Here is a 13,202-nt window from a genome sequence, read left to right as displayed (position 1 = left end):
AAGATGGAAATCGAAACACATACACATGACGTAATCGTCATAGGCGCCGGGGGAGCGGGGCTGAGGGCGGCTATAGAGGCATCGGCCAGAGGGGCGTCGGTAGGGCTCGTATGCAAGTCCCTTCTCGGAAAGGCGCACACCGTCATGGCCGAGGGCGGCGTCGCGGCCGCTCTGGCCAACGTCGATGCGCAGGACAACTGGAAGACCCACTTCCACGACACGATGCACGGCGGAAAGCTGCTCAACAACTGGCGCATGGCCCAGCTCCACGCACAGGAAGCCCCCGACAGGGTGAAGGAGCTTGAGCACTGGGGCGCGCTTTTCGACAGGACGAAGGACGGCAAGATAATGCAGCGCGCCTTCGGCGGACACACCTGGAAGAGGCTCGCACACGTCGGCGACCGCACCGGTCTCGAAATGATAAGAACCCTCCAGGACAAGGGCATACATTCCGGCATCGACGTATACATGGAATGCACTATTACTCACCTCTTAAAGGACGGCGAGAGGATTTCCGGCGCCTTCGGCTACTGGAGGGAGAGCGGCAGGTTCGTTCTCTTCAAGACGAAGGCCATTGTGCTCGCCACGGGCGGGGTAGGAAAGTCCTACAAGGTGACTTCCAATTCCTGGGAGTACACCGGCGACGGGCAGGCGCTGGCCTACGAGGCCGGGGCCGAGCTCATAGACATGGAGTTCCTGCAGTTCCACCCGACGGGCATGGTTTGGCCGCCGAGCGTAAGGGGCATCCTCGTCACCGAGGCCGTTCGCGGTGAGGGCGGCATCCTCACCAACCGTAACGGCGAGAGGTTCATGGAAAAGTACGACCCCGAGAGGATGGAGCTTTCGACGAGGGACGTCGTCGCGAGGTCCATATACACCGAGGTCATGGAAGGGAGGGGCTCGCCCCACGGCGGCGCTTTCCTCAACATCGCTCACAGGGGGGCGGACTACGTCAAGAAGAAGCTCCCGAGCATGTATCACCAGTTTATGGAGTTCGCGCTCATCGACATCACGAAGGAGCCGATGGAAGTCTTCCCGACGACGCACTACATCATGGGCGGCGTAAGGGTTGACGCCGACACGACCGGAACGACCGTCCCCGGGCTTTTCGCCGCGGGCGAGGTAGCCGGCGGTATGCACGGGGCGAACAGGCTCGGCGGAAACTCGCTCTCGGACCTTCTCGTTTTCGGCATGAGGGCCGGCATGGGCGCCGCGGAGTACGCGAACGAAATCAAGGACAATGCACTTAAAATAGACGACAAGGACCTCGAGCTCGCGGCGGAGGAGATGTTAAGGCCGTTCGAGAGCGAAGAGGGCGAAAACCCCTACACCATACACCAGGCCCTCCAGGAAACGATGGGCAAGTTCGTCGGCGTTTTCCGCACGAAGGAAAAGCTCCAGGAAGGACTCGACGAGCTCCAGGTGCTGAAGGAAAGGGCTTCGGACCTCAAGATCGAGGGCTCGCGGATGTACAACCCGGGCTGGCACCTCTGCAAGGACTTGAAGTCCATGCTCATAGTCTCCGAAGCAATAGCCAAGTGTGCGCTTCAGAGGGAAGAGAGCAGGGGAGCGCACAGCAGGGTGGACTTCCCCAAGTATAACGACGAGGTTTGGGGCAAGGTGAATTCGGTTATATCGGTAGACGGCAACGGCGAAATGCAGATAGGGACTTCTCCGCTTCCGCAGATGCCGGAGGAGCTAAGGAAAATAGTAGAGGGAGGTTATAAATAATATGGCCACAGCCAAGATGAGGGTATACCGCGGGGACTCCAGCGGCGGCGGGGAAGTAGAATACGATGTGCCCGTTGAGGAGGGGATGGTTGTCCTCGACGCGATACACTTCATACAGGCCAACTACGACGGCGACCTCGCCGTAAGGTGGAACTGCAAGGCGGCCAAGTGCGGCTCGTGCAGCGCCGAGATAAACGGCATGCCCAAGCTCACCTGCAAGACCCGCATGGATTCGCTCCCGCTCGATAAACCCGTTACCGTATATCCCATAAAGAGCTTCCCGATAATAAAAGACCTCGTCACCGACGTCTCGTGGAACTACAAGGTCAGAAAGACCATACCGCCCTTCAAGCCGGCCAAGGACACGAAGTGGATCATGTACCAGGAGGATGTCGAGAGGAGCCAGGAATTCAGAAAATGCATAGAGTGCTTCCTCTGCCAGAATGTCTGCCACATTCTCAGGAACCACGACAAAAAAGACGCGTTCGCAGGCCCGAGAATGCTCATCAAGATAGCCGAGCTCGAAATGCATCCGCTCGACACGGACGACAGGAGGGCATACCTCAGGACGGACGCCGGCGTCGGGTACTGCAACATCACGAAGTGCTGCACCGAAGTCTGCCCGGAGCACATACACATCACCGACAACGCAATCATCCCGCTCAAGGAGAGGGTGGTCGACGCATACTTCGACCCGCTCCAGTGGCTCATAAACAAGTTCAGGGGAAATTCGAAGCAGTAACCGGCGAAGGCGCTTTTTTTATTAAGGAGGATTTACGAAGTGAACATACACGAGTATCAGGCAAAGGAACTGTTATCCCTCTACGGCGCGGCGACGCCGACGGGGAAAGTCGCGTTTAACGAAGAAGAAGCGCACCAGATAGCGCAGGATTTAAACTCCGGAAAGTTCGTAATCAAGGCGCAGATTCACGCCGGCGGAAGGGGCAAGGGCGGGGGCGTAAAGCTCGCGAGCCTGCTCGACCAGGTTAAGGAAATAGCCTCCGAAATAATCGGAATGATACTCGTCACGCACCAGACAGGCCCCGACGGCAAGCTGGTGAAGAAGGTCCTCGTCGAAGAGGCCTCCGATATAGACAAGGAATTTTACCTCGGGATGGTTATAGACAGGTCGAAGGAAGAGATAGTTATAATGGCCAGCCGCGAAGGGGGCGTCGAAATCGAAGAGATCGCCCGCACACACCCCGAAAAGATACTCAAGGAATATATAGACCCCGTAGTCGGGCTCCAGCCCTTTCAGTGCAGGAAGATCGCTTACTTCCTCGGGCTCGAGGGAAAGAGCGTCGGCAAGGCCGTGAAGTTCGTATCCGCCCTCTACCAGCTCTTCACCGACAAGGACTGCTCCCTCGCCGAGATAAACCCGCTCATACTCACCAAGTCGGGCGACCTCATCGCACTCGACGCGAAGATGAATTTCGACGACAACGCCCTTTTCAGGCATCCCGACATCGAAAAGTATCACGACCCGGACGAAGAGGACCCGACCGAGCTCGAGGCCAAGAAGTGGAGCATCAGCTACGTCAAGCTCGACGGCAACATAGGCTGCCTCGTAAACGGCGCGGGGCTCGCCATGGCGACGATGGACATCATCAAGTACCACGGCGGCGAGCCGGCGAACTTCCTCGACGTGGGCGGCGGCGCCAGCACCGAGCAGGTCACCCAGGCCTTCAAGATGATCCTGAGCGACCCGAACGTAAAGGCGATATTCGTCAACATATTCGGCGGCATCATGAAATGCGACACCATAGCCGAGGGCATAATCGCGGCGGCCAGGGAAGTCGGCATACAGGTGCCCCTCGTCGTAAGGCTCGAAGGGACCAACGTCGAGCTCGGAAGGAAGATGCTTTCCGAATCCGGCCTCAATATCATCACCGGCGGCGACATGCGGGAAGCCGCGGCCAGGGTCGTGGAAGCGGCCGGCGTCTAACGGTAAAAATTAAAGCCCGCGGCCCGTTTTGACCGAAAAACGGGCCTTTTGAGGCTTTATCCGTCCAAATCATAAGAAATACATCAGCAATTAGCGTCTAACACCTTGATAACTCACTAAATTTTTGTATCTACCATAATGCCTCCTCCCCCTTGACATTTCCCGGATGATGATTAGTTTTCCAAAAGGAGGTATGAAAATTGACGAATGCCATAGCAGTTAGAGAGCCGATGGGAATATTTCTCAGGGAAATCGAGAAATACCCGGTTCTGAGCAGGGACGAGGAACATGCCCTTGCCTTGAGGTACTATGAAGACAAGGACCTCGAAGCTGCAAACCAGCTCATAGTGTCCAACCTGAGATTCGTCGTGAAGATAGCGTCGGAATATGCGTCGTACGGATTCCCTTTGACGGATCTCGTTCAGGAAGGCACTCTCGGGCTCATGAAAGCCGTAAAGAAATTCAACCCGCACAGGGGCTACAGGCTCATATCCTACGCGGTGTGGTGGATACGTGCGGGCATACAGAACCACATCATGAAGTTCTGGAGCCAGGTGAAGATCGGCACGACACAGGCCGAAAGGAAGCTCTTCCATAAAATAGGAAGGGCCAGGCGGCAGCTTCATCTGGACGGCGGAACCCTCTCCGAAGAGGACGCAGGCAAGGTGGCCAAGCTCTTCGGCGTAAGGGAGAAGGACGTCATAGACATGGAGCTTAGGACGGCGGCAAGGGACTTTTCGCTGGACTCCACCGTCACCGACGACAACTCGATAACATACGTCGACACGCTGGCCGTGGAAGGCCCCTCGCAGGAAGACGTCCTCGTGAACATCGAGACGAACGTCCTTGCGCAGAGGGGGCTCGAAGAGGGCCTGACGAAGCTCTCGCCGCGCGAGAAGCGCGTCATAGAAAGCAGGTATCTTTCCAGCCCGCAGGGCAAGCTCCGCGAGCTCGGCGAGGAGCTCGGAATATCCAAGGAACGGGTGCGCCAGATAGAGGTGCAGGCTCTAAAGAAACTAAAGGGCGAAGTAGAAAGCTCCATAGATTCAGGGGAAGTGGGGCGCGCTTCCGTCGACTGAAACGAACATAAAAAGTACAGGAGGTAGTAAACATAATGGCAACAGGCGGAAAAATTATAGGTATCGACCTCGGAACGACCAACTCGGTCGTGGCGATAGTCGAAGGCGGCGAGCCCAAGGTTATCATTAACGAGGAAGGGGCTCGTACGACGCCCTCCGTCGTCGCCTTCACGAAGGACGGCGAAATACTCGTGGGCGGGCCTGCCAAGAGGCAGGCCGTCGTGAACCCGGAGAACACGATCTTCTCCGTAAAGAGGCTCATGGGACGGCGCTACGACGAGGTCGAGGACGAGGCCAAGAGACTCCCTTACAAGGTGGTCAAGGCGAAGAACGGCGACGCGTGGGTCGAGGCGATGGGCAAGCAGTATTCCCCGCCCCAGATTTCCTCGCACGTGCTGATGAAGCTCAAGAAGGCGGCCGAGGATTACCTCGGCGCGGAAGTGAAGGAAGCCGTCATCACGGTGCCCGCATACTTTAACGACAGCCAGCGCCAGGCGACCAAGGACGCCGGCAAGATAGCCGGGCTCGAAGTGAAACGAATCATAAACGAGCCCACGGCGGCTGCGCTTTCGTACGGGTTCGACAAGAAGAACGAGGGCACCATAGCGGTGTACGACCTCGGCGGAGGAACGTTCGACATATCGATTCTCGAAGTCGGCGACAACGTCATAGAGGTCAAGTCCACGAACGGCGACACGCACCTCGGCGGAGACGACCTCGACAGGATACTCATGGAATATATAATCGCCGAATTCAAAAAGGATTCCGGCATCGACCTCGGGAACGACAAGATGGCGCTCCAGAGGCTCCGCCAGGAGGCCGAGAAGGCGAAGATAGAGCTTTCGAACACTCTGGAGACGGAAGTCAACCTGCCGTTCATAACCGCGGACGCGACGGGGCCCAAGCACCTCGTTATGAAGATCACGCGCTCGAAGTTCGAGCAGCTCATCGAGGACAAGGTCAAGGGAACGCTCGAGCCCTGCAAGCAGGCGCTCAAGGACGCCGGGCTCAAGGCTTCGGACATCAGCGAAGTCATACTCGTCGGCGGCTCCATCAGGATACCGCTCGTACAGAAGGTGGTTACGGACTTCTTCGGAAGGGAGCCCCACAAGGGCATAAACCCCGACGAGGTCGTGGCCATGGGCGCGGCGATTCAGGGTGCGGTCCTCGGCGGAGAAGTGAGGGACGTTCTTCTTCTGGACGTCACCCCGCTCTCGCTCGGTATCGAGACCCTTGGCGGAGTCATGACGAAGATAATCGAGAGGAACACCACGATACCGACGAAGAAGAGCCAGGTGTTCACGACGGCCGAAGACAACCAGACGTCCGTAGAGATACACGTCCTCCAGGGCGAAAGGCAGATGGCGGGCGACAACAGGACGCTCGCGAGGTTCATACTCGACGGCCTGCCGCCCGCATCGAGAGGCGTGCCCCAGATCGAGGTCACGTTCGACACGGACGCCGACGGCATACTCCACGTCTCGGCCAAGGACATGGCCTCGGGCAAGGAGCAGAAGGTCAGGGTAGAGGCATCGAGCGGGCTCGCCAAGGACGAGGTCGACAGGATGGTGCGCGACGCCGAGGAGAAGTCCGAGGAGGACAAGAAGCGCCACGAGCTCGTGGAGAACCGCAACAAGCTCGACGAGCTTATATACAGGACGGAGAAGAGCTTTAAGGAATTCGAAAACAAGCTCGAAGAGTCCGACAGGAAAGAGCTCGAAGAGGCGCTCGAGGAAGGGCGCAGCGCCATAAAGGGCAGCGACGCGGACGCCATAGCGGCGGCCACGGACAAGATAACCAAGGCCTCGCACAAACTCGCCGAGCTGATGTACAAGCAGCAGGCCGAGGGCGGTGCGCAGGAGCCGGGCGGAGACGGCGCCGAGCCCGGGGCTTCCGGGCCCGAAGAGGGCGCCCGGGACGAGGGCCCGAAGGATGACGGCGACGACGTTATAGACGCCGAATTCACCGAAAAATAAGAACAAAAACCGGATTTACGGCGGTTAACACCGCCTAACGCGAAAAAGGCGGCTGATATTGGCTGCCTTTTTTGCTTTTCCGGGGCCTGTTCTACTTGCTGAACCGCCATTTAAATGTTAATTTACTATTAATAGACAGGGGCTTAATTTAATTCATCATACCCTACGTATTCACTAAACAGGAGGCTGTAAATGAAGGCGGATATACATCCGGAGTATAAAGATGTCACCATAAGCTGCTCTTGCGGAGCGGTATACAACACGAAATCGACGCGTTTTGAAGACTTCACGGTGGAAGTTTGCTCGAACTGTCACACGTTTTACACAGGCAAGGAAAGGGCTGCGGAAGCGAAGGGCAGGGTAGAAAGGTTCAGGAAGAAGTACAACAAGAACTAGGCCTTTCGTCGGGTAAATCGGAACACGTTCACCTTAAAACCGGAATTTACCGGAGTTTATCTGTAGAGGAGACGAACAAGTTGACAAGGATTGCCGTCAATAACAGATTAAGGAGGTAACTCCACATGAAGGAGTACAGTAGAGACTGTATAAGGAATATCGCGCTCGTCGCACCCCACGGAGCCGGTAAAACATCTCTGGCTGAAGCTATACTCTACACCCACGGCGCTACCGACAAGCTCGGCAAGGTCGACGACGGGTCTTCGGTGCTGGACTACGAACCGGAAGAAAAGCACCGCAAGATGTCCATTAACTCCCACATTACCTTCTACGAAACCAGGAGCCACCTGGTAAACCTCATAGATACACCCGGGTTCTTAAATTTTCTGTACGAAGCCGAAAACGCCGTAAGGGCGGTCGACGGCGTCGTGCTCGTCGCGGGCGCCGTAGGCAGCGCCGAATCCGGGCTGCAGTTAAAAAAATACTGGGACATAGCGGGCGGGCTGCCCTCCATGGTCTTCGTCAACAAGCTCGACAGGGAGAACACGAGCTACGAGGCGACGGTACGCGCCGTCGCGAAGGAGCTCGCCGGTGTGAAGGTCATACCGCTCACGCTCCCGATAGGCGGACAGCACGACTTCAAGGGACTGGTCGATCTCGTCGACATGAAGGCGTACGCCTACGACGGGACGGGCGCGGCCCGGGAGATACCCGTTCCGGACGACATGATGGACGCCGCCGCGGCAGCGAGGGAGGAGATTATAGAGACCGTCGCCGAGCTCGACGACGACCTTCTCGAAAAGTATCTCGACGGCGAGCCTGTGGACGAGGACAGGATAACGAGCCTCCTGCACGAGGGCATCCTCGACGGGCGCGTCGTGCCGGTGTTCTTCGGCTCGGCGACGGGACTCGTCGGCCTGAACGTCCTCTCGGGCGCAATTACGAGATACATGCCGTCCCCGCTCGAAAGAAAGCCGATGAAGGGGATACTCCCCGAAGGAGGCGAGACGGAAATCGCCCCTGGGGAAAAGGGGCCGTTCTCGGCGTACGTATTCAAGACCATTTCGGACCCGTACGCGGGCAAGATAAGCGTTTTCAGGGTGTATTCGGGTACACTCAACGGCGACGGCGGGGCTTATAACGCGACAAAGGGGAACAAGGAAAAGCTCGGCCATTTCCACAGGCTCCTCGGGAAGAAGGAATTCCCGCTGAGCCCGGCTTCGTGCGGAGACATAGCGGCCGTAAACAAGCTCAAGGACGCCTCGACGGGCGACACGCTGACGGACGAGGCCCATCAAATGATAATACCCTCGGTGCCTCTTCCGGCGGCGGTTCTGTCCTACGCGATCGAGGCCAGGACGAGGAACGACGAGGACAAGCTCATGCCGTCACTCGCCCGAATCCACGAAGAGGACCCGACGATACATTACAGGATAGACGAAGAGACGAAGGAGTTCCTGCTTTCGGGGACAGGGCAGTCTCACGTCGAGGCTACGGTGAACAAGCTCAGGGATACGTACGGCGTTAACGTCGAGCTCAAGACGCCGCGCGTCCCCTACAGGGAAACCATACGCGGCAGGGCCAAGGCCGAGGGCAAGTACATCAAGCAGACAGGCGGAAAGGGGCAGTACGGGGACGCCTGGGTCGAAATCGAGCCTCTCCCGCGGGGCGGCGGGTTCGAGTTCGTCAACAACATCGTCGGCGGCGCTATACCGAAGAACTTCATCCCGTCCGTCGAGAAGGGCGTCGTCGATTCGATGAAGAAGGGCGTACTCGCCGGCTACCCGGTGGTGGACGTGAAGCTGACGCTCTTCGACGGGAAGTACCACACAGTGGATTCCTCGGACATGGCGTTTCAGATCGCGGGCTCCATGGGATTCAGGAAGGCGATGGAAGACGCCTCGCCCGTGCTTTTAGAGCCGGTAATGAAGATGGAGATAACGATACCGGACGAATGCATGGGTGACGTCATAGGCGACGTCAACGCCCGGAGGGGAAAGGTATCCGGGTTCGATTCGCTTTCCGGCACGAATATCATACGCGCGCTCATACCGATGGCGGAGGTTCTGACGTACGCACCCGACCTCAGGGCCATAACGAGCGGGCGCGGGACGTTCTCGATGGATTTCTCTCATTACGAGGAGCTCCCGGATCATATCGCGTCGAAGATAATAGAAAAGGAGCAGGCCGTTACGGCAGAGGCGCACGCCGGGCATTGAACGGGCCGCTCGCGCTCAAGGGCGCTATATACGGCCCCGGTGTGCGGACGGAAACGGAATGCCCCCTTCGGGCGGCTTTTCCCGGGCCGCGCTAATATCGCTTTATTTAGCCGCATTTCGTGGTATAAATCTTGTCATATCCAAAACCGCCCGGTGAGGCGAGCGGGAATTTTTCATGCTCCCTCACCCGGGACGCCGAATAGCTGTAAAATTGAGCATACGCCAATGAGAATAGCTTCCATAGACATAGGGACGAACACATTCAGGCTCCTCGTCACAGAGCCGGGCGAGGAGGGGGATTCGCTTCATAAGCTCTACGTAGGGCGCGAGATAACGCGGCTCGGCGAGGGCTCGGGCAACGGAACGAGGCTCATAAAGCCGGGGGCGATAGAAAGATCGCTCAAGGCCCTCTCGGGATTTTCCGAGATAATACGCGACCTCGGCGTCGAGAAGATGCGGGCGGTGGCGACGAGCATGGTAAGGGAATCCCGGAACGGGCTCGATTTCGTGAACCTGGTGAAATCGCAGACGGGCCTCCCCGTCGAGGTAATATCGGGAGAAGAAGAGGCCCTTCTGACAGTCAGCGGGGTCATGAAATCCGTCACATTCGACACGCCCGACTGCCTCATATTCGATATCGGCGGCGGCAGCACGGAATACATATACGTAAAAGAAGGGGCCGTGACGAACCTCACGAGCACGCGGCTCGGCGTCGTCTGCCTTACGGAGCGCTTCCTTTCGGAGGAAAAGGAATCAGAAGCCGCTCTCTCGGCACTCGGCGCGCATATAGAAAAGACCCTGTCAGAGGGGCTTTCCGGGTTCCCCGCGGGCGGCGAGTGGCTTACGGTCATAGGCACGGCCGGCACGCCGACGAGCCTTGCCGCGGTCGAGCTCGACCTTGTAAAATACGACGCGAACCTCGTAAATAACTACACGCTCACGCGGGACGGAATAGTCAATATCCTGGACAGGATACTTTGCACGCCCAGGGCGGAAAGGGCCGCCATTCCGGGGCTCGAAAAGGGGCGGGAGGATCTTATAGTTTCGGGGACGGAGGTGGTCCTCAAAACCCTTGACAGGTTCTCCGTCGGCGAGATGGTCGTAAGCGACGCAGGGCTCCTGGAAGGGGTCGCATACGGGCTTCTTGCCTGATCGCGGGGTCACCGGAAAGGCCCGACGGGCGCTGCCCGGCGCCTCGTTGACAAACCCCCGGCCGATTATTATATTTTGCGTAGGTCTGGACTTAATAAACTCATATTTCATACAAAAGCTTAACTATCGCGCTTAACCGGAGTATAATTATCATAAATTTTTACGCATTACATGTGATTTAACATCAGGAGACAATGATGAATTCCGAAGACAAGAAGGACAAGACAGGACAGATCGAGATCAGCGAAGAGGACGAGACGAACGAAGGGGCGGAGGATGTCCGCGCCGAGGTCGGGGACGACAAAAATTACAAAGAGCTCTACCAGAGATATATCAGGCTCGCGGCTGATTTCGAAAACTATAAAAAGAGGCTGGCCAAGGAAAAGGCCGATATTATCACTTATGGAAACGAGGAGCTGATAAAGGCTCTTCTTAACGTGCTCGACAATCTGGAGAGGGCGCTTTCGCACGGCGAGGGGCCCGAGAAAGATACGAAAGCGGTCCTCGAGGGCGTCAGGCTCGTTCACAAGCAGTTCCTGAGCCTGCTCGAAAAATTCGGCGTCGAGCCCGTGCCGGCCGAGCGCGGGCTGGAGTTCGACCCGAGGGTTCACCAGGCCATAGAGCGCGTCGATTCCGCGGACGTCGAATCCGGGCGCATAATTTCGGAGATGCTGCGCGGTTATACGCTGAAAGACAGGCTTCTCCGGCCGGCGCTTGTTTCCGTATCGAAGGGCGGGGGGGAGCCGCGGGATAATGGCTCCCCGGCAGATAAAAACAATGGAGGGGACGGCGGCAATTCCAGCGGGATATTCGACCTTACCGACGAAGGATAAGTCCGCACGCAACACAATCATATGGCTATAGTAGGAATAGACCTCGGTACGACCAACTCCTGCGTCGCGATAATCGAGGGCGGGAGCCCGGTCGTAATCCCCAACGAGGAGGGGAGCAGGGTAACGCCGTCGGTCGTGGCGTTCACGGAAGATAACTCGAAGTTCGCGGGAGCGGTCGCCAAAAGGCAGGGGGTCGTAAACCCGACTACCACGATATTCGGGGTCAAGAGACTCATCGGCCGGCGCTGCGACGCGCCCGAGGTGGCAAAGGCGGTGGACTTCGCCCCCTACAGCATAGTCCCCAACGACTCGGGCGACGCCTGGATAAATATAAACTCCCGCACTTACAGCCCGCAGGAAATCTCCTCCATAGTCCTTTCGAAGATGAAGCAGGTGGCCGAGGAATACCTCGGGTACGAGGTGACGGACGCCGTAATAACGGTGCCCGCGCACTTTAACGACCTCCAGCGCCAGGCGACGAAAGACGCCGGCAGGATAGCCGGTCTTAACGTCAGGAGAATAATCAACGAGCCCACGGCGGCCGCGCTCGCCTACGGGTTCGACAAGATCGGCGACAAGAGGATAGCGGTATTCGACCTCGGCGGGGGCACGTTCGACATAACGATTCTCGAGATTGCGAACGGCGTCTTCGAGGTGAAGTCCACGAGCGGGGACACGTTCCTCGGCGGCGACGATTTCGACCAGAAGCTCGTCGAGCTCGTCTTAGAGGATTTCCGGAAGCAGCACGACATCGACCTCCGCGAGGACAAGATGGCCCTTCAGCGCATAAGAGAGACCTGCGAGAAGGCCAAGCACGAGCTGTCGTCCGTCGAGGAAACGGTCATAAACCTCCCGTTTATCGCTGTCGACCAAGCGGGGCCGAAGCACCTTAACTACAAAATCACGAGGCCCGAATTCGAGGAGCTTGTTTCGGACCTTATCGACAGGCTCGAAATACCGTGCAGGCAGGCTATAGAGGACTCGCGGCTCGACGTCTCGCAGATAGACGAGGTCGTCCTCGTCGGCGGCATGACGAGAATGCCGAGGATCCAGGGGAAGGTGAGGGAGATATTCAAGAAAGAGCCGCAGACGAGGATAAATCCAGAAGAGGTAGTCGCCATAGGGGCCGCGGTGCAGGGCGGGGTCCTCGAAGGCAAGGTGGACGAGGTTCTTCTCCTGGACGTCGTGCCGCTTTCGCTCGGCGTCGAAACCAAGGGCGGGCTCTTCACCAAAATCATCGAAAGAAACACCACTATCCCCACGAAGCGGAGCCGGGTATTTACGACCGCCTTCGACAACCAGGACTTCGTCGGCATACACGTCCTCCAGGGCGAAAGGGAGATGGTGGACGACAACATCTCGCTCGCCAACTTCAACCTAATCGGCATCCCGCCCGCGCCGAGGGGCATGCCGCAGATCGAGGTATCGTTCGAAGTGGACGCGGACGGCATACTGCACGTCTCGGCGAAGGACCTCGGGACCGGGAAGAAGCAGGCGATAAACGTCGTCACCTCGGGCGGCCTCTCGGACAGCGAGATACACAAGATCATAGAAGAGAGCAGGGAAAGCAGCGACGCAGACAAGAGAAAACGCGACCTCGCGGTTTTGAAGAACGAGGCCGAGGGGCTTTTATATTCCGTGAAGAAAACCCTGGATTCCTACAGCGACAAGATCGACCCCGAGCTCAGGGAGCATATAGAGGGATCGGTAAGGGATATGAGGGAGTCGCTCGAAAGCGACGATTACGCCTATGTAAAGGACATGCTCGACCGCCTCAAGAACGCATCCTATAAATTCGCCGAAGTCATATACTCCCGGCACGAGAGCTACTCCGAAGCCTTTAACGAAAACGAATAGCCTCCCCGAGACGG

At 57.6% G+C, this 13,202-nt stretch carries 10 protein-coding genes; all 10 read left to right on the top strand.

Annotated elements, in window-relative coordinates; translation table 11 throughout:
* Positions 1–3 precede the first annotated feature (3 nt).
* The 10 genes from PKC29_02730 to dnaK (PKC29_02685) all read left to right on the top strand — a co-directional run bounded on the left by PKC29_02730 (position 4) and on the right by dnaK (PKC29_02685) (position 13,188).
* On the top strand, positions 4–1,731 hold the full coding sequence (locus PKC29_02730) for an FAD-binding protein (protein ID HML94327.1): 1,728 nt from the start codon (positions 4–6) through the stop codon (positions 1,729–1,731).
* A gap of 1 nt (position 1,732) precedes the next feature.
* Positions 1,733–2,473: a succinate dehydrogenase/fumarate reductase iron-sulfur subunit gene (locus tag PKC29_02725; GenBank protein ID HML94326.1), complete on the top strand. Its 741-nt coding sequence runs from the start codon at positions 1,733–1,735 to the stop codon at positions 2,471–2,473.
* 39 nt (positions 2,474–2,512) lie between these two features.
* Positions 2,513–3,676, top strand: a complete 1,164-nt coding sequence (sucC, locus tag PKC29_02720; GenBank protein HML94325.1) for an ADP-forming succinate--CoA ligase subunit beta — start codon at positions 2,513–2,515, stop codon at positions 3,674–3,676.
* A gap of 230 nt (positions 3,677–3,906) precedes the next feature.
* Positions 3,907–4,755: an RNA polymerase factor sigma-32 gene (locus PKC29_02715; GenBank protein HML94324.1), complete on the top strand. Its 849-nt coding sequence runs from the start codon at positions 3,907–3,909 to the stop codon at positions 4,753–4,755.
* Between the two features lie 35 nt (positions 4,756–4,790).
* Positions 4,791–6,731, top strand: coding sequence for a molecular chaperone DnaK (gene dnaK / locus PKC29_02710; protein HML94323.1), 1,941 nt, complete (start codon positions 4,791–4,793; stop codon positions 6,729–6,731).
* Between the two features lie 192 nt (positions 6,732–6,923).
* A complete protein-coding gene (gene rpmE / locus PKC29_02705) occupies positions 6,924–7,127 on the top strand; it encodes a 50S ribosomal protein L31 (GenBank protein HML94322.1) in 204 nt (67 codons plus the stop codon).
* Positions 7,128–7,252: 125 nt separating this feature from the next.
* The gene (gene fusA, locus PKC29_02700; protein HML94321.1) at positions 7,253–9,346 is read left to right on the top strand and encodes an elongation factor G; all 2,094 of its coding nucleotides are present in this window, start codon (positions 7,253–7,255) and stop codon (positions 9,344–9,346) included.
* Between the two features lie 225 nt (positions 9,347–9,571).
* The gene (locus PKC29_02695) at positions 9,572–10,498 is read left to right on the top strand and encodes a Ppx/GppA phosphatase family protein (GenBank protein ID HML94320.1); all 927 of its coding nucleotides are present in this window, start codon (positions 9,572–9,574) and stop codon (positions 10,496–10,498) included.
* Positions 10,499–10,695: 197 nt separating this feature from the next.
* Positions 10,696–11,331 carry a nucleotide exchange factor GrpE gene (gene grpE / locus PKC29_02690; GenBank protein ID HML94319.1) on the top strand — a complete coding sequence of 212 codons (636 nt, stop codon included), beginning with the start codon at positions 10,696–10,698 and terminating at the stop codon, positions 11,329–11,331.
* Between the two features lie 21 nt (positions 11,332–11,352).
* Complete coding sequence (dnaK, locus tag PKC29_02685) at positions 11,353–13,188, top strand: molecular chaperone DnaK (GenBank protein HML94318.1); 1,836 nt, start codon at positions 11,353–11,355, stop codon at positions 13,186–13,188.
* Positions 13,189–13,202: the final 14 nt, after the last annotated feature.

This window comes from Thermodesulfobacteriota bacterium, assembly GCA_035325995.1.
Classification (GTDB): domain Bacteria; phylum Desulfobacterota_D; class UBA1144; order Nemesobacterales; family UBA2774; genus JADLGH01.
This window is presented reverse-complemented; position numbering and strand designations above follow the sequence as displayed.